Here is a 16,741-nt window from a genome sequence, read left to right on the forward strand (position 1 = left end):
TCCGGGGGAATTCCCGCATGCTCGACGCCATTCGTTGGGACACAGATCTGATCCGCCGCTATGACCTGGCGGGACCGCGCTACACCTCGTACCCGACCGCCGTGCAATTCAACAGCCAGGTCGGCGCCTTCGATCTGCTGCACGCCCTGCGTGACAGCCGCAAGGCCCAGCGCCCGCTGTCGCTGTACGTGCACATCCCGTTCTGCGCCAACATCTGCTACTACTGCGCCTGCAACAAGGTCATCACCAAGGATCGCAGCCGTGCCCTGCCCTACCTGCAACGCCTGGAACAGGAGATGCAACTGATCGCCTGCCACCTGGCGCCCAACCAGCGGGTCGAGCAGTTGCACTTCGGCGGCGGCACTCCGACCTTTCTCAATCACGACGAGTTGCGCCAGCTGATGGCCTTGCTGCGCAAGCATTTCAACCTGCTCGAAGATGACTCCGGCGACTACGGTATCGAGATCGACCCTCGCGAAGCCGACTGGTCGACTATGGGTCTGCTGCGAGAGCTGGGCTTCAACCGGGTCAGCATCGGTCTACAAGACCTGGACCCGGCCGTGCAGCGCGCAGTCAACCGCCTGCAGAGCCTGGAGGAAACCCGAGCGGTGATCGAGGCGGCTCGCACCCTGCAATTTCGCTCCATCAACATCGACCTGATCTACGGCCTGCCCAAACAGACTGCGGAACACTTTGCCCGCACCGTGGAAGAAGTCATCAGCCTGCAGCCCGACCGGCTCTCGGTGTTCAACTACGCCCACCTGCCCGAGCGCTTCATGCCGCAACGACGGATCAACGGCAGTGAACTGCCGGCCCCGGCAGAGAAACTGGAAATGCTGCAACGCACCATCGAACAGCTGACCGCTGCCGGTTATCGCTACATCGGCATGGACCATTTCGCCCTTCCCGATGACGAGTTGGCGATCGCCCAAGAAGAATCGACCCTACAGCGCAACTTCCAGGGCTACACCACTCATGGCCATTGCGACCTGATCGGCTTGGGCGTTTCCGCGATCAGCCAGATCGGTGATCTCTATTGCCAGAACAGCAGCGATCTGACGCACTATCAAAATGCCTTGGCGGGCGCACAACTGGCCACTAGTCGCGGCCTGGTCTGCAATGCCGACGACCGTCTGCGCCGTGAAGTTATTCAACAACTGATCTGCAACTTTAGTCTTAAGTTCGAAGATATAGAGAAAGCCTTCAATATCGACTTTCGCGGCTACTTCAATGAACTATGGCCGGACTTGCAGGAGATGGACGACGATGGGCTGATTCAACTAAGCCCCGAGGCCATCACCGTACTTCCGGCGGGACGCCTGTTGGTGCGTTCGGTATGCATGATCTTCGATGCTTACTTGGGGCAGCAGAATCGCCAGCGTTTTTCTCGGGTTATCTAGGATTTCATGAGCAAAGCAGAGGCCTTCACCACCTGCTCGGGGCTCAAGCCGGCATCCCTCATCGCCTTGGCCAATGAGGCGTTGGCGGTCAGTAATCCGCTGTTGAGGGCCGCCAGGGCCGTTTGCAGGCTGCCGATCCTGGCCTTGACCTCATCCGGGCTCAGGCGCTTGTCGGCCATGACGGCCTGAAGCTGGGCCAGCTTTTCAGCAATCTGTTGTTGCAATTTTCTGATCATTTTGAGGAGCTTTTGAATATTTTCGGGCAGGCCGCTTTCCTCGATGTCACTGTCATCGCCCGCAGCACGGGAGGATTTCTGCAGTCCGGCCCCCGACAGCGACACTTTGACGCCCTCTCCGAGCACCGGCTCTGCAACTAATGACGAACCTCTTAGTTCATCGGCCTCGTTGCTTTTCGAAGATTCAGAAAGTAGCTGCAAGTTATTGCTGCCATTAGTAATACCGCCAACAAAGGACATAGTTGCGGCGCTCCAAGTTGTTTTCGTTAACAGGTTATCGACCCACAAAAGGATTGCTTTACGACTCACAGTCAATACGGCACGGACTGGCCGGAACCTCCTCCCGTGAGTTACCCTTACGGCTTATGTGTGTTTTCCCACAAGGATTCTAGAATGTCCGAGCCAGTTAAACTGCGCGCTCATAACCAGGCCCATTGCAAGGATTGCAGCCTGGCCCCTCTGTGCCTGCCACTTTCCTTGAATTTGGAAGACATGGACGCGCTGGACGAAATCGTCAAACGTGGCCGCCCATTGAAAAAAGGCGAATTTCTGTTCCGTCAGGGTGACGGCTTCGATTCGGTGTATGCCGTGCGTTCCGGCGCCCTGAAAACCTTCAGCCTCAGCGACGGCGGCGAAGAGCAGATCACCGGTTTCCACCTGCCCAGCGAGCTGGTGGGGCTGTCCGGCATGGACACTGAAAGCCATCCGGTTTCGGCCCAGGCCCTGGAAACCACTTCGGTATGTGAAATCCCCTTCGAACGTCTCGACGAACTGGCCCTGCAACTGCCGCAACTGCGTCGCCAACTGATGCGTGTCATGAGCCGGGAAATCCGCGATGACCAGCAAATGATGCTGCTGCTGTCGAAAAAGACCGCCGACGAACGCATTGCCACCTTCCTGGTCAACCTGTCGGCCCGGTTCCGCGCCCGCGGCTTCTCGGCCAACCAGTTCCGCCTGAGCATGTCGCGCAACGAAATCGGCAACTACCTGGGCCTGGCGGTGGAAACCGTATCCCGGGTGTTCACCCGCTTCCAGCAGAACGAACTGATTGCCGCCGAAGGCAAGGAAGTGCACATCCTCGATCCGATCCAGCTGTGCGCCCTGGCCGGGGGCTCGGTGGAAGGCTGATCCACGGCACTCGCGACTGAGCCAAGCCGCTCGGTCGCGGCTATACTGGCGCGGCCCAAATTGCCCGCCAGGACACCTGCAGATGGCCTTCGATTCCTTTGACATCAAATCCCTAATCCGCCCCGTCGTCGACTTCCCGAAACCCGGGGTGATCTTCCGTGACATCACTCCCTTGTTCCAGTCTCCCCGGGCCCTACGCCTGGTGGCCGACAGTTTCGCCCAGCGTTATGTCGAAGCAGACTTCAGCCACATCGGCGCCATGGATGCCCGAGGCTTCCTGATCGGCTCGATCATCGCCTACCAGTTGAACAAACCACTGATTCTGTTCCGCAAACAGGGCAAGCTGCCGGCCGATGTGCTGGCCGAGGGTTACCAGACCGAGTACGGCGAAGCCTTCTTGGAGGTGCATGCCGACAGCCTGTGCGAAGGCGACTCGGTGTTGATGTTCGATGACCTGATCGCCACCGGCGGCACCCTGATCGCCGCCGCCAACCTGGTACGCCGCATGGGCGCGAAGATCTACGAGGCCGCCGCCATTATCGACCTGCCGGAACTGGGAGGCTCGCAGAAGCTGGAAGACATGGGCATCCCGACTTTTTGCCTGACCCAGTTCTCTCTGAGCGAACGCTGAAGCCAACACCGACAGTCGCCCCCTGCTGCCTGCCGGTGCCGGCCCGATTGCTCAACCTGCTTGTCTGAGTAGAAGAACGACAAACTGCTACTGATTCCAGCGTGCGACTAGAGCCCCATCTGCTTGCTGATGATTTCGTTCATCACTTCGCGGGTGCCGCCGCCAATGGAGAGGATGCGGTTATCCCGATACAGGCGTTCCACCAGACTATCGCGCATGTAGCCCATGCCGCCGAGTATCTGCACCGCATCGTGGGTGATACGGTCGGCGGTGTCGGTGGCGAAGTTCTTGGCCATGGAAATCTCCTTGATCACGCTTTTGCCAGCAGCCATCTGCGCTGCCTGGCGATAGGTGAATTCCCGGGACACCTCAAGGGCCGTGGCCATCTCCGCCAGACGATGCTTGAGCACCTGGAACTTGGCGATGGGCTTGCCGAACGCCTCGCGCTCCCGGGCCCACTTCAGGCTCTCCTCCAGTGCCATCTGCGCGGTCATGTTGGCCATCAGCGCCAGGGCCAGGCGCTCGCTCTGAAAGTTGCCCATGATGCAGGCAAAGCCCATGTCCTGGGCACCGATCAGGTTGCCCACCGGCACCCGACAATCGTCGAAGAACAGCTCGGCGGTATCCGAGGCCCACCAGCCCATCTTTTTCAGCTGCCGGCCCACCGTGAAGCCGGGACTGCCCTTCTCGATCAGCAGCAGGCTGATGCCGCCATAGCCCGGTTCTCCGGTGCGCACCGCGACGGTGTAGTAATCGGCGCGCACGCCGCTGGTAATGAAGGTCTTGCTGCCGCTGACCCGATAATGATCACCGTCGCGCACGGCACGGGTCTGCAGGTTGGCCACATCCGATCCGCCACTGGGCTCGGTCACCGCCAGCGCGCAGGTCTTCTCTCCGGACAGCACCTGGGGCACAACCCGCTGGCGCACTTCGGGACGGGCCCATTTGACGATGGGCGGCAGGCCGATATCCAGTGACCCCAGTCCTGCCACCAAGCCGCCGGAGCCGCAGCGCATCAACTCTTCGCTGGCGGCGATCTTGGCGAACAGATCACCTTCGTGACTGCCGCCCAGGGCTTCGGGATAGCCGATACCGAGAATCCCGGCGGCACCGGCCTTGAGATACAGCTCACGGGGAAAGCTTTCGGCCTCCTCCCACTGCTGGATCTCGGGGAGAATTTCGCGCTCGACGAAACGTCGCACGCTGTCGCGGACCAACTGGTGGCTGGGATCGAAGTATTCCTGGCAGGCAGACATCGGCAAGCTCCTCTGAAGGGTCGAGGGAACTTACCAAGCGCTTGCTTGGTTTTCAAGACGATCCGTATCTCCGCGCCAGCCGGTAAGCCGGCTCTGGCCAACGAAGGCTACAGGGCTATGGGTTTGCGACCGGCAAAGGAGTGGGCCAGGGTGCCGCCGTCCACCAGCTCCAGCTCGCCACCCAGCGGCACGCCATGGGCGATGCGCGAGGTGATCAGGCCTTTGTTGGTCAGCAGTTGGGCAATGTAGTGGGCCGTGGCTTCGCCCTCTACCGTCGGGTTGGTGGCCAGGATGACCTCGGTAAAGCTGCCCTGCTCCTCAATCCGCGCCAACAACTGCGGAATGCCGATGGCTTCCGGGCCCAGGCCATCCAGAGGCGACAAATGGCCCTTGAGCACGAAGTAACGACCGCGATAGCCGGTCTGCTCCACCGCATAGACATCCATAGGACCTTCCACCACGCACAGCAGCGTGTCATCACGGCGCGGATCGGCACATTGCGGGCACAGTTCGTCTTCGGTCAGGGTCCGGCATTGACGGCAGTGCCCGACCCCCTCCATGGCCTGGCTCAGGGCCTGGGCCAGACGCAAGCCGCCGCTGCGATCACGCTCAAGCAGTTGCAAGGCCATGCGCTGGGCGGTTTTCTGACCCACGCCTGGCAAAGTGCGCAGGGCGTCGATCAGTTGGCGAATCAGGGGGCTGAAGCTCATGGGCAAAGGTCCGACAAAACGACGAGACGCGGTTTATACCCGCGCCTCGGCATAGCGTCAAATGCTCGCGTCCGGCGCAACCTTGACCATCAGCTTGCCGAAGTTGCCGCCCTCCAACAGACCGATGAAGGCTTCGCGCCCCCGGGGCGCCATGGCCCTGATGAATTGCGGATGACGGTCGCCGTACCCGCTTGGCCAACAAGACGCACTGCAACAGCGGCAGGCGATCTGGCTTCAAGGATTGGCGAGGACGGTATAGGGCGCAGCCTCCCCAAAGGGACAATGAGGTTCACTCCTTCCAAGCGGGGTTGTTCGACGGCACAAAAAAGCCAGGCTCGAAGCCTGGCTTGTGTGCATCCATCCGAAGCGCCGGGGCGAATCAGAACGGCAGCTTCATGCCTGGAGGCAGTTGCATGCCGGCGGTCATGCCGGACATTTTTTCCTGGCTGTTGGACTCGATCTTGCGCACGGCATCGTTGACCGCCGCAGCAAACAGGTCTTCCAGCACTTCACGGTCATCTTCGCTGACGCCTTCGAGCAGGCTCGGGTCGATGCTTACGCGCTTGATGTCGTGACGACCGGTCATGACCACAGTGACCATGTCGCCGCCGGCCTTGCCGGTGACTTCAGCGTTGGCCAGTTCTTCCTGCATCTTGGCCATTTTTTCCTGCATCTGCTGTGCCTGCTTCATCAGGCCGGCCATGCCACCTTTCATCATGGGAATTACCTCAAAGTACGGGGATGGAAACAGCGCCCGGCTCGCGGCCCGACGCCCTTTAAGCAATCAACCCTGCGCGGCCGGGGCCTCGACAGGTTCAATAGTATCGTGGCGCACCAAGGCGCCGAACTCCTGGACCATCTGCTGGATGAACGGATCGCCGTGGATCGAATCCTCCGCCTCGCGCTGACGGTCGGCGCGGCGCCGTGAAGCCGCCTGGGCCGGGGTTTCCTGCTCGGGCTTGATCAGCTCGATGGCCAAGTTCAGGGTGCGGCCATGGTACTGGTTCAACGCATCGTTGAGGCGCCGCTGCTGAGTGGCGTTGAACAGCGCGCTATGGGCCGGGTCCAGGTGCAGCAGCCAATTGTCGCCATCCACAGCCATCAAGGTGCAGTTGGCAGCGATGCTACCGGTCATGCCGGAAATCGGCAGCTTCGGAAACAGTTCCAGCCACTCCAGGGCCAGGCCGGTGGCCGGCTTGGCGGCGGGCTCCGGCTCGGGTTCCGGGGCCGGTTCGGCGGCGTGCTCACTGGCCAGCTCGTCGAGGTAGCTGTAGGCCGAATCCATGTCCGGCTCGATGTAGTCCTCGTCCAGGGGCGGTTCGTCGTCCAGGTCGATTCCCGGTGTGGCGGCATCGACTTCGGCCACGCTCGGCTCGGGCACCGGCGCACTGACCCACTCCGGCGCGTCCGGCACCACGCTGTCCGGTGCAGGAGTCGGCATCGGCGTCAGCTCGGGCTGTTCGGCCACCACATCCAGCAGCGGCTCCACAGCAGCCTGCTGCTCGGCCGGCGGTTCTACCGGATCATTCCAAGGCAGGTCGATCACTTCTTCAGCGACCGCCGGCTCTGGTTCAACGACCAGCGCTTGAGTCACCTCCGGCACGACAGGCACGGGAGCGGCCACTGGCACTGGCACTGGAATGGACGCGGCAGCCGCGACCGGCGCGCTGGCAATCGGAGCAACGGCAGCCACAGGCACCGCAGGAGCGGGTGCCGCCACGGCTTGGGCGGAATCAACTGTGGCCTGGCTGATCCCCACTGGCTTTAGCGGCTGTCTCGGCGCATCCGCGGTATCCGCCGGGCGGAAGGCCAGCATCCGCAGCAGGACCATCTCGAAGCCCCCTCGCGGGTCCGGCGCCAAGGGCAGGTCGCGGCGGCCGATCAGGCCCATCTGGTAATAGAACTGTACGTCTTCGGCCGGCAGCGCCTGGGCCAGGGCCAGCACCCGATCACGGTCGCCATGACCGTTGTCGACCCCTTCCGGCAGGGCCTGGGCGATCGCTACCCGATGCAGCACGTTGAGAATTTCCGAGAGTACGCCGTTCCAGTCCGGGCCTTGCTCCGCCAGATGACGCACCGCTTCCAGCAGCGCCTTGGCGTCGCCATTGATCAAAGCATGCAGCACGTCGTAGACCTGGCCATGATCGAGGGTGCCGAGCATGGCCCGCACATCGGCGGCCATGACCTTGCCCTCACCGAAGGCGATGGCCTGGTCGGTCAGGCTCATGGCATCGCGCATCGAGCCGTCGGCGGCGCGGCCCAGCAGCCACAGCGCATCGTCCTCGAACGGCACGTTCTCCACGCCCAGCACATGGCTGAGGTGCTCCACCACGCGCTCGGGGGTCATGTTTTTCAGGGAAAACTGCAGGCAACGCGACAGGATGGTCGCCGGCAGCTTCTGTGGATCGGTGGTCGCCAGGATGAACTTGACGTAGGGCGGCGGCTCTTCAAGGGTCTTGAGCAATGCGTTGAACGAGTGACTGGAAAGCATGTGCACTTCGTCGATCAGATAGACCTTGAAGCGCCCGCGGCTCGGTGCGTACTGCACGTTGTCCAGCAGTTCACGGGTGTCCTCGACCTTGGTCCGGCTCGCGGCGTCGATCTCGATCAGGTCGACGAAACGCCCCTCATCGATCTCGCAGCACACCGAGCAGGTGCCGCACGGCGTGGAAGTGATGCCTGTTTCACAGTTCAGGCATTTGGCAATGATCCGCGCGATGGTGGTCTTGCCCACCCCGCGGGTGCCGGTAAACAGGTAGGCGTGGTGCAGCCGCTGGCTGTCCAAGGCATTGATCAGAGCCTTGAGCACATGGGTCTGGCCGACCATTTCGCGGAACGAGCGCGGACGCCATTTACGTGCAAGAACCTGATAACTCATCGAAAACCGTCGCAACTGGAAAGCGGAAGCCGGTAATGCTAGCGGAGCAAGGGCGAAATTGCATCCGGCGCGCTTGTCTAATCTGTCTAAGCTGCATTTTGCCAAGGATGGCTCGGCCGTTTTAACCGTGGGAGACCCTATGCGTTTGACCTGGAGCGCCCTGCTGCTGTTGAGCGCCAGCCTGGAAGCCGCCGAGGCGCCTTTACGCTTTGTGATTGCCGACAGCTGGGCCATGCCGAGCATCGAGATCGAAGGCGAGCAACCCACCTCAGGCATCCTTTACGACACCATGAACAGCCTGGCCCGCCACCTGGGCACCCGCCCCGAGTTTCACGTCCTGGCCCGGGCCCGGGTGCAGAACGCCATGGCCCAGGGCGAGGTCGACATACGCTGCTTCGCCGCCCAGGCCTGGCTGCCGAACCTGTCCGGGGACTATCTGTGGAGCGTGCCGCTGTTCGTGCAACGCAACCTGCTGGTAAGCGACCACCCGCATCAGGCTCCGCTCAATCCCCAGGACTTGCCGACGCAGCACATCGGCACCGTGCTGAGCTACACCTACACCGCCCTGCAACCGCTGTTCGACAGTGCCCGGCTGATTCGTGACGATGCGCGCAACGAGGAGCAGGTCCTGCAAAAACTCCAGGTCGGGCGCTATCACTACGCAATCGCCAGCCAATGGACCCTGGACTGGTTCAACAAGACCCAGGCCTCCGGCAAACCGCTGCACCGCGTCGCGCTGCTGCAGGAGCAGGCCGTGAGCTGCTACGTGCGTAACGACCCGGCAGTGCCGGCCCGGCGCATCCTGCGCGCCCTGCTGCAGATGAAAATGTCCGGCGAAATCGATGCCATCGTCCAGCGCTACGTCGAACCGATGTCCAGTGCCAGCACCTCCGACGCCGCCGGCCCCTGAATTTCGCCGTGGCGCCATGCCTGCGGTGGCTGGAAAGCGCATCCCCACTGCAGCACCGCGTCAGCCGGCATGGGCACGGCGATGAAGTCACCCTGAGCCACCTCGCAGCCCAGAGCCATCAAGCGCTCGGCGTGGGCCAGGCTTTCCAGGCCCTCGGCCACCACTTGCCGACCAAAGGCCCGGGCCAGCCCTATCAGGGCCTGGATCAGCGCCTGATCATCCTGGTCATGCAGCATGTCGCGGACAAACAGCCGATCGATCTTGATGGTCTGGGTGCGCAGGCGCTTGAGGTAACTGAGGGACGAATGCCCGGTGCCGAAGTGCCCCAGGGAGAACTGCACGCCCAGCGCCTGGCAGGCATCGAGGCAATCGCTGACCCGCTGGATGTTCTCGATTGCCGCCGACTCGACGATCTCCAGCTCCAGCAACGCCGGCGAAACCTGCGGGTAGCGTTCGAGCATCTCCTTGAGCCGCTCGACAAAATCCGGGCGCTGGAAATGCCGGGCCGCGACGTTCAGGCTCACCGACCAGCCATGGCCCGCCGCCTGCCAGTCCTGCAGGCGCATCATCACCTGGTCCATGACCCATTCGCCGATGTCGACGATCAGGTCGGTTTCCTCCACCTGCGGCAGAAACTCCTGGGAGCCGAGCATGCCCCGTTGCGGGTGCTGCCAGCGCAGCATCGCCTCGAAGCCCAGCACCGCACCGCTGCGCAGGTTGACCTTGGGCTGGAAGTACAGCTGCAACTCACCGGCGTTCAGCGCCTGACGCACCTGTTCCACGGTCTGGTAGGTGACCATGACCTCACGATCACGCAACACATCGAACAGATGGAAACGGTTGCGCCCGCTCTGCTTGGCCACGTACATGGCCTGATCGGCATGGCGCAGCAGGGTGTCGGCGTCGTGGTTATCGGTGGGGAACAGGGTCACGCCGATGCTGGCAAAGACATTGATGTCCTTGCCCTGGATCGAATAGGGCTGGGAGATGGTGGCCAGCACCCGTTGCAGCGCTGCACGCAGCTCCAGCATGTCGCGCACATAGCGCAGGATCAGCACGAACTCGTCGCCGGCCAGGCGCGCCACCACATCCTCACCGCGAATGATCGAACGCAGCCGCGCCGCCACTTCCACCAGCAGCAAGTCGCCACAGGCGTGGCCGTAGCCATCGTTGACGGCCTTGAAGCCGTCGAGGTCGAGCATGCACACCGCCAGGGGGATGTCCTCTCGGCGGGAGAACTCCAGGGCCTGATGCAGCAAGTCGGAAAGAAAGGCCCGGTTGGGCAGACCGGTGAGCACGTCATGCCCGACCCGCCATTGCAGCGAATGCAGCAACTGGCGCTTTTCGCTGACATCGAAGCGAATCGACACGTAGCGCATCACCTTGCCGGAACGCTGGTCGATCAGGGGCACCATGGTGCTGTCGACCCAGTACAGGCTGCCATCCTTGGTCCGGTTACAGATCTCGCCCTTCCACACCCGGCCCTGGGAAATGGTCTGCCACAGCTCGCTGAAGAATTCCGGCGGGTGCAGCCCCGAGCTGAGCATCCGGTGGTTGGCCCCGATCAGCTCATCCCGGCTGTAGCCCGAAATCTGGCAAAACAGGTCGTTGACATAGGTGATACAGCCGCCGAGATCAGTCTCGGAGAAGATGGCGGCGGCATCGACGGCCCTGCGGTATTTCTCATCCATGAGTCGAGATCACTGTCGCTAGCGGTTGAACCGCTCGACCAGGGCACGCAGCCCGGAAGAGATGTTTTCCAGCTCGGTGCCGCGGACCACCCCGGCGCTGGCGTTACTGGCGGTGCGCTGTACCGTGGCGGCGACACGATTGATCTGTTCGGACACCGACTCGGCCACATGGGATTGCTCCTGGGAGGCCGCGGCCATTTGCTGGCTCATATCGGTGATGCGCTCCACCGCGGCGCCGATGCCATGCAGAGCCTGTTGCGCCTGCAATACCTGCTGCACCCCCTGCTCCGCCTCTTCGATACCGAGGTTGGCGATCTGCACCGCCTCATCGGCACCGGCCCGCAGGCTCTGGATGATGCCCTGGATCTGCTGGGTCGATTGCCGGGTCTTGCCCGCCAGGGCCCGCACTTCATCGGCAACCACGGCGAACCCGCGCCCCTGCTCACCGGCTCGGGCGGCTTCGATGGCAGCGTTCAGGGCCAGCAGGTTGGTCTGGTCGGCAATCGCCTGGATCATGCTCGCCGCCACCATGATGTCCTGGGTCTGCCCGGCCAGGTCGCCCACCGCCTGGTTGATCTGGGTGACCGTGCGGGCCAGCAACTGGATGGCGTCACGGGAAGAGCCCGCCACCTGGCTGCCCTCCCGAGCCAGGAGATTGGCGGTGTGAGCCTCGCTGGCGGTGTGCTGCACGTGCTCGGCAACCTCGGTGATCGAGGCGGCCATCTGGGTCATGGCGGCTGCCGTCATGTCGGTCTCGGCCCTTTGCTCCAGCAGTGCCGTCTCGGTGTGGCTGGACAGTTGGCTGGAGTCGGCGGCAGCCGTGGCCATCTGCCGGGCCAGATCGCTGAGGCGCGTCAGGGCAGTTTTCAGCCGCGCCTCCTCGCTGATCAGGATCATCTGCAATTGCCCTGCCGGCCCCAGCGCTTCGCTGTAGGCCAGGGCACAGATCGGATCGGCGAAGGTATTCGGGGTGCTGCTGAGGATGTGCTTGAGCTGCTGTCGCAAACGGCGCTGGGCGGACAGTCCGACGGCAATGAAACCGGCAACGGTCAGACCCTGGGCCGCCAAAGTCGGCAACCAGCTGAACGCCCCCAGGCACGCCACGGCCAGGGCCGCCGGCAACAGCAATGGCCGGGCTCCAGCCTCCAGTCGACGCCAAGCGCTGACCGGTGACTTGTTGGCGCGCATACGGGCATACAAGGCTTCGGCACGATTGACCTGCTCCCGGGTCGGCTTGACCCGGACCGACTCGTAGCCCACCAGTCGCCCGTCCTCTAGAATCGGCGTGACATAGGCGCTGACCCAATAGAAATTGCCGTTCTTGCAGCGGTTTTTCACCACCCCCATCCAGCTCTGACCGGCCTTCAGATACCTCCACATCGACTCGAACACCGCCGCAGGCATGTCCGGGTGGCGCACCAGGTTGTGGGTGCTGCCAATCAGTTCGGCCTGGCTGAAACCGCTCATTGCAGCGAACTCGGCATTGCAATAGGTGATATGGCTGCTGGTATCGGTGGCGGATATGAGCCGCTGCTGGTCGGGAAAGGTCTGCTCAACAGAGTTGACCGGCAAATTGAGACGCACTTTAGAACTCCATAGACAGCCTGCGATCAACCATACCGGGAGGCCGGCTGCAGGCTGATTCGCGATGTACTTTCCTGGCGGTACGACTCAATCGGAAGGTTCGCCCTGATTGCAGCCGTACAGCGGTTTGCGCGGCAGATGACCGTCGATTCGACGAGGATCAACTAGGATCAGATAAGGCGTCAGGTGGGGACGGCGGACGGAGCGTTGGCGGGATTTACGAGACGTTCGAGCCTCTGCCAAGCCCTCGGTTTAGGTGAACAAGGGAAATGCAATGATTTCTTGTTTCATAAACCTGCCTGCTGAAACTAGATCACCAAATACCTGTCCGAAGCGCCGATTCTACGAAATGCATCACATTTTGCAAAGCAAGGTGATGAACCATGGTGTTGTCTAATGCCAATATTTATCGTTAAGTTCTTGATTCTAAATGGGAATTGAGCGATGCAAATTTCAAGTTTGGGTGCAGCCATCAAGCGTTATCGAAAGGTAGCGGGGCTTACTCAGGCTGAACTAGGTGAAAAAACCGGTTTTGACCCAAAAACCATCAGCCGCTTCGAAACCGGCACCTACACCCCCAGCGTTGAAGCTCTATTTCTGCTAGCCGAAGTACTGGGAGTGAAGCTGAAAGCCTTCTTCGCCGATCTGGGCGATGAAGAGGAACAGCGGGCTTATTTGTTCGGTGTCATTCACAAAGCCACCCCTAAGGATCTGGGAAAGCTGATAGCAGCGGTAGACCAGGCCTTGTCCAAGCCTTGAGCCCCGCAACAAATCAATCGAAAGAGGCCTGTCTATCGAATCCGACAAACAGGCTTCTTCGTCCATTAACGACTCCTGACAGGATCTGACAGACCCGGCACATAAGCTTGTGCCCCACAGCACACAGCCCCTTGGAGTCGTCATGACCAGCAACACCTACTTCCTGCTTTATGTAGACAGCCCGGCTATCAGCGCGCAGTTCTACAGCCGCCTGCTGGACAAGCAACCGGTAGAATCCTCCCCCACCTTCGCACTGTTCATCCTCGATTCGGGGATCAAACTCGGCCTGTGGTCACGCCACACGGTCGAGCCCAGCGCCCAGGCAACCGGCGGTGGCGGTGAACTGGGCTGGGCCCTGGACAGCCGCGAAGCCGTGGACGACCTGCACCGCCACTGGCAGAGCCTGGGCTTGACCATCGCCCAGCCACCCACCCAGATGGATTTCGGCTACACCCTGCTCGCTCTCGATCCGGACGGACACCGCCTGCGCGTGCTCTATCTCAGCGTCGACTGAGCTACCTCCGGCACCACTCCACAGAGAGAGAGGCGCTGCCACCAGCGCCCTCCTCGCTCCTGCATTGAAATAAATAGAAACGTCTCATTGAGCCCCCGGACACTCATCGCTATCCTCCCCGCCGACTTGTCACAATTTGTAAGGGAATACGATGAAGTACCTGCGTCTATTACTGGCGATGGCCATCCTCTGTGCCACGCCACTCTTTGCCTGCGCCGCCACACCGAGCCAAGGCAAGGACAGCGAACCCCAGACCGCCGAACAGTTTCTCGCCTCGCTCTCGCCACGCCATGGCCAGGTCAAGCTGCCCGGGGATATCGCCAGCCTCGACCTGAGCCAGGAGTTTTACTACCTCAACCCCAAGGACACCGAGAAGCTGCTCACCGAAGGCTGGGGCAACCCGCCCGGCTTCACCACCCTGGGCATGATCGTGCCCAGCGCCGTCAGCCCGCTGTCCGCCGAAGGCTGGGGCGTGATCATCAGCTACAAGAATGATGGGCACATCTCCGACGACGACGCGGCGAAGATCGACTATCAGGACCTGCTCAAGCAAATGCAGGAAGCCGACGAGCAAGACAACAAGCAGCGCAAGGAACAGGGCTATGGCGCCATCCACCTGCTGGGCTGGGCCGAGCAGCCCAGCTACGACGCACAGACCCACAAAATGTACTGGGCCCGCGAACTCAAGGCCGAAGGCGCCGAAAGCAACACCCTGAACTACAGCATCCGCGTGCTGGGTCGCGAAGGTGTGCTGGAGCTCAACGCGGTCGCCTCCATGGACGACCTGGCCACCATCAAGCGCGAGATCCCCAAGGTGCTGGCCTTCACCAACTTCACCGACGGCAACCGCTACGCCGACTACAACCCAAGCACCGACAAGCTGGCTTCCTACGGGCTGGCCGCGCTGGTAGCCGGCGGCCTGGCCAGCAAGGCCGGGTTGTTTGCCAAGCTGGGGGTACTGCTGCTGGCCGGCAAGAAGTTCATTGTCATCGGCGTCCTCGCCCTGGCCGCATTTGTCGGCCGGCTGTTCAAGAAAAAAGGCTGATTCCCAAGCGCAACGCCCCTGCCTGACGGGGCGTTGCACCTCACGAATCACCCAGCTTCACCCGCCCACCCCGCTTCAGCCCAGGCAGGATCCTCGGTCGCCCGAGACGCCATTGCCGCCAGCGCCCCTCCAACTGCATCGCCATCACGCTACCCAGCACCACCGTCGCCCCCAGCAGCACGGCAGATTGCACCTCCTCACCCAACACAGTTGCCGCCAGCAGCATCGCCACTGGCGGTATCAGGTACATGGCCATCGACGCCCGACTGACTTCCACCCGCGCCAACACATAGGCCCAGGCCAGATACGCCAGCGCACTGGGGAACAACCCCAACAGCAGCACCGCCAGATTCACCCGCCACGGCGCCTGGACGACCTCCCGCGCCAATCCCGGTGCATAAACCGACAACAGCAAGGTGCCGCCCCAGACCATGTAGCAAACGGTGGTCAGCACCCCGTAACGTCCGGACAGACGCCGCTGCAAGACGAAGTACAGCCCCCAGGAAAAAGCCGCCAGCAACACCAGCAACCCGCGAGGCTCGATCGTTCCCACCCCCTTGTCGGCCACAACCACCAGCACCGCACCAAACACCCCCAGTACCACACAGCCCCAGCGCCAGGCACTGACCGCCTCCCTGAGCCAGAAGAAGGCGATCAGCGTGCCAAATAGCGGCGCCGTCTGTGCCAGCACGCTGGAAGCACCGGCACTCAAGCCCTGCTGACCATAATTGAGACTGACGTGATGCAGGGCGATGGCAAAGAACCCCAGCACCAGCAGCCCGGGCAAATCGCGCCAACGCGGCAGGGATATTTTCAGCACCACAGCCATCGCGGCCATCAACAGCGAGGCAACCAGGAAACGCAACAACGCCAGATGCCCGGGACTGTAGCCCTCAAGGCCAATGTGAATGCCCACCGGCGAATAGGCCCAGCACAGAATCACCGCAGCGGTAGCCAGCAACAGCTTGAATCCTGGTGAATGTTTCACGGCACAGGCGCCCAGACAGAGAGAGAGGAAACCCAGTCTCTCGCCCTCCACAACTCACCACAACTAACCGATACTGAGGCCATTCATCACTGAAAATGAGCAATGGAACCGAGCAATGGAGCTGAGCCAACTGAAAATGGTGAACGCCGTGGCCCGCACCGGCAGCATCGCCCGCGCCGCCGAACAACTGCATTGCGTGCCCTCCAACATCACCAACCGCCTCAAGCAGCTGGAGTGCGAACTCGGCACCCCGCTGTTCACCCGGGTCGGGCGCGGCCTGAAGATCAGCGCTGCTGGAGAAATATTCCTCGGCTACAGCGAACGCATTCTGGCGCTGGTCGATGAGGCCAAGCGTGCGCTGGACGACCAGGCGGAACCCAGCGGCCTGCTGCGCCTGGGCGCCATCGAGTCCTGCGCGGGCGGGCGCCTGCCACCGCTGCTGGCGCAATATCATCGACGCTACCCCAAAGTGAGCGTGGAACTGGTGACCGGCACCTGGTCGCAGCTCTTTACGCAGCTGCAACAGCAGCGCATCGACGGCGCCTTGGTGGCCGTCGACACCTTGCCACCCAGGCTCAAGCAGACGGTGCTCTACCATGAGCCCCTGGTGCTGATCTCCAGCGCCGGCAGCGCTCCGATCCACAGCGCCAGCGATCTGCAGGGGCAGCACCTGTTCATGTGGCCGCAGGGCTGCCCCTATCGCCACGCCCTGGAAAACTGGCTGGCCAGGCACGGCCTGAACCTGCCCATTACCGGGTACGCCAGTTGGGGCACGATCATCGGCTGTGTCAGTGTCGGGGCCGGCGTGTCGCTGATTCCGGAAGGCGTGCTGGAACGCTATGCACAGTCGGCGACCCTGAACATCCAACGTTTCAGTGACCTGCTCCCCGTGGACAACCGCTTCGTCTGGCATCAGGACGTACAGCGACACAACGCGCGGGATGCGTTTGCCCGACTGCTGCAGGAGCATCTGAGGGCATGACGACCGCCTCGTCGAGCCAGCGAGCGTTT

At 62.1% G+C, this 16,741-nt stretch carries 16 protein-coding genes and 2 pseudogenes; 8 read left to right on the forward strand and 10 right to left on the reverse strand.

Annotated elements, in window-relative coordinates; genetic code table 11:
* Positions 1-17 precede the first annotated feature (17 nt).
* Positions 18-1,400 carry an oxygen-independent coproporphyrinogen III oxidase gene (gene hemN, locus BLV47_RS20670; protein WP_092316622.1) on the forward strand — a complete coding sequence of 461 codons (1,383 nt, stop codon included), beginning with the start codon at positions 18-20 and terminating at the stop codon, positions 1,398-1,400.
* On the opposite strand, the gene BLV47_RS20675 is transcribed toward hemN, so the two are convergent.
* Positions 1,397-1,876, reverse strand: a complete 480-nt coding sequence (locus BLV47_RS20675) for a hypothetical protein (protein WP_092316624.1) — start codon at positions 1,874-1,876, stop codon at positions 1,397-1,399. The genes hemN and BLV47_RS20675 overlap by 4 nt on opposite strands.
* 153 nt (positions 1,877-2,029) lie before the next feature.
* Here BLV47_RS20675 and fnr point away from each other — a divergent pair, with 153 nt between their 5' ends.
* Positions 2,030-2,764, forward strand: a complete 735-nt coding sequence (gene fnr, locus BLV47_RS20680; protein WP_092316626.1) for a fumarate/nitrate reduction transcriptional regulator Fnr — start codon at positions 2,030-2,032, stop codon at positions 2,762-2,764.
* Positions 2,765-2,846: 82 nt separating this feature from the next.
* Positions 2,847-3,395 (forward strand): adenine phosphoribosyltransferase, encoded by a 549-nt coding sequence (locus BLV47_RS20685; RefSeq protein ID WP_092316628.1) that lies wholly within the window; start codon positions 2,847-2,849, stop codon positions 3,393-3,395.
* Positions 3,396-3,502: 107 nt separating this feature from the next.
* Here BLV47_RS20685 and BLV47_RS20690 read toward each other — a convergent pair whose 3' ends face one another.
* The 5 genes and pseudogenes from BLV47_RS20690 to dnaX all read right to left on the reverse strand — a co-directional run bounded on the left by BLV47_RS20690 (position 3,503) and on the right by dnaX (position 8,239).
* Positions 3,503-4,651, reverse strand: coding sequence for an acyl-CoA dehydrogenase family protein (locus BLV47_RS20690; RefSeq protein WP_092316630.1), 1,149 nt, complete (start codon positions 4,649-4,651; stop codon positions 3,503-3,505).
* A gap of 107 nt (positions 4,652-4,758) precedes the next feature.
* On the reverse strand, positions 4,759-5,361 hold the full coding sequence (gene recR, locus BLV47_RS20695) for a recombination mediator RecR (RefSeq protein WP_016966588.1): 603 nt from the start codon (positions 5,359-5,361) through the stop codon (positions 4,759-4,761).
* 57 nt (positions 5,362-5,418) lie between these two features.
* Positions 5,419-5,593, reverse strand: a pseudogene (locus tag BLV47_RS20700) (NADP-dependent oxidoreductase); the annotation flags it as partial.
* A 147-nt stretch (positions 5,594-5,740) separates the two neighbouring features.
* Positions 5,741-6,079, reverse strand: a complete 339-nt coding sequence (locus tag BLV47_RS20705; RefSeq protein WP_015634779.1) for a YbaB/EbfC family nucleoid-associated protein — start codon at positions 6,077-6,079, stop codon at positions 5,741-5,743.
* A gap of 66 nt (positions 6,080-6,145) precedes the next feature.
* Positions 6,146-8,239: a DNA polymerase III subunit gamma/tau gene (gene dnaX / locus BLV47_RS20710; RefSeq protein WP_092316632.1), complete on the reverse strand. Its 2,094-nt coding sequence runs from the start codon at positions 8,237-8,239 to the stop codon at positions 6,146-6,148.
* A 139-nt stretch (positions 8,240-8,378) separates the two neighbouring features.
* Here dnaX and BLV47_RS20715 point away from each other — a divergent pair, with 139 nt between their 5' ends.
* On the forward strand, positions 8,379-9,149 hold the full coding sequence (locus tag BLV47_RS20715) for a substrate-binding periplasmic protein (protein ID WP_092316634.1): 771 nt from the start codon (positions 8,379-8,381) through the stop codon (positions 9,147-9,149).
* Here the strand turns inward: BLV47_RS20715 and BLV47_RS20720 are convergent.
* The 3 genes and pseudogenes from BLV47_RS20720 to BLV47_RS37105 form a co-directional block, all read right to left on the reverse strand.
* Positions 9,098-10,840, reverse strand: coding sequence for a putative bifunctional diguanylate cyclase/phosphodiesterase (locus tag BLV47_RS20720; RefSeq protein ID WP_092316636.1), 1,743 nt, complete (start codon positions 10,838-10,840; stop codon positions 9,098-9,100). The two genes, BLV47_RS20715 and BLV47_RS20720, sit on opposite strands and share 52 nt — an antisense overlap.
* A gap of 18 nt (positions 10,841-10,858) precedes the next feature.
* Positions 10,859-11,944, reverse strand: coding sequence for a methyl-accepting chemotaxis protein (locus BLV47_RS20725; RefSeq protein WP_371920273.1), 1,086 nt, complete (start codon positions 11,942-11,944; stop codon positions 10,859-10,861).
* A 198-nt stretch (positions 11,945-12,142) separates the two neighbouring features.
* A pseudogene (locus BLV47_RS37105) lies at positions 12,143-12,424 on the reverse strand (PAS domain-containing protein); the annotation flags it as partial.
* Between the two features lie 444 nt (positions 12,425-12,868).
* Here BLV47_RS37105 and BLV47_RS20730 point away from each other — a divergent pair.
* The 3 genes from BLV47_RS20730 (at position 12,869) to BLV47_RS20740 (ending at position 14,742) form a co-directional block, all read left to right on the forward strand.
* Positions 12,869-13,183, forward strand: a complete 315-nt coding sequence (locus tag BLV47_RS20730) for a helix-turn-helix domain-containing protein (protein ID WP_011060220.1) — start codon at positions 12,869-12,871, stop codon at positions 13,181-13,183.
* Positions 13,184-13,325: 142 nt separating this feature from the next.
* A complete protein-coding gene (locus BLV47_RS20735) occupies positions 13,326-13,697 on the forward strand; it encodes a VOC family protein (RefSeq protein WP_060842959.1) in 372 nt (123 codons plus the stop codon).
* 151 nt (positions 13,698-13,848) lie between these two features.
* A complete protein-coding gene (locus tag BLV47_RS20740) occupies positions 13,849-14,742 on the forward strand; it encodes a DUF2167 domain-containing protein (RefSeq protein WP_092316640.1) in 894 nt (297 codons plus the stop codon).
* 40 nt (positions 14,743-14,782) lie between these two features.
* Here the strand turns inward: BLV47_RS20740 and BLV47_RS20745 are convergent, their stop codons facing one another.
* Complete coding sequence (locus tag BLV47_RS20745) at positions 14,783-15,730, reverse strand: DMT family transporter (RefSeq protein ID WP_092316642.1); 948 nt, start codon at positions 15,728-15,730, stop codon at positions 14,783-14,785.
* A gap of 115 nt (positions 15,731-15,845) precedes the next feature.
* Between BLV47_RS20745 and BLV47_RS20750 the strand changes: the two genes are divergently transcribed.
* Entirely contained in the window at positions 15,846-16,712 is an 867-nt protein-coding gene (locus tag BLV47_RS20750; RefSeq protein ID WP_092316644.1) for a LysR family transcriptional regulator, read from the forward strand.
* Positions 16,713-16,741: the final 29 nt, after the last annotated feature.

The organism is Pseudomonas saponiphila, from assembly GCF_900105185.1.
Classification (GTDB): Bacteria; Pseudomonadota; Gammaproteobacteria; order Pseudomonadales; family Pseudomonadaceae; genus Aquipseudomonas; species Aquipseudomonas saponiphila.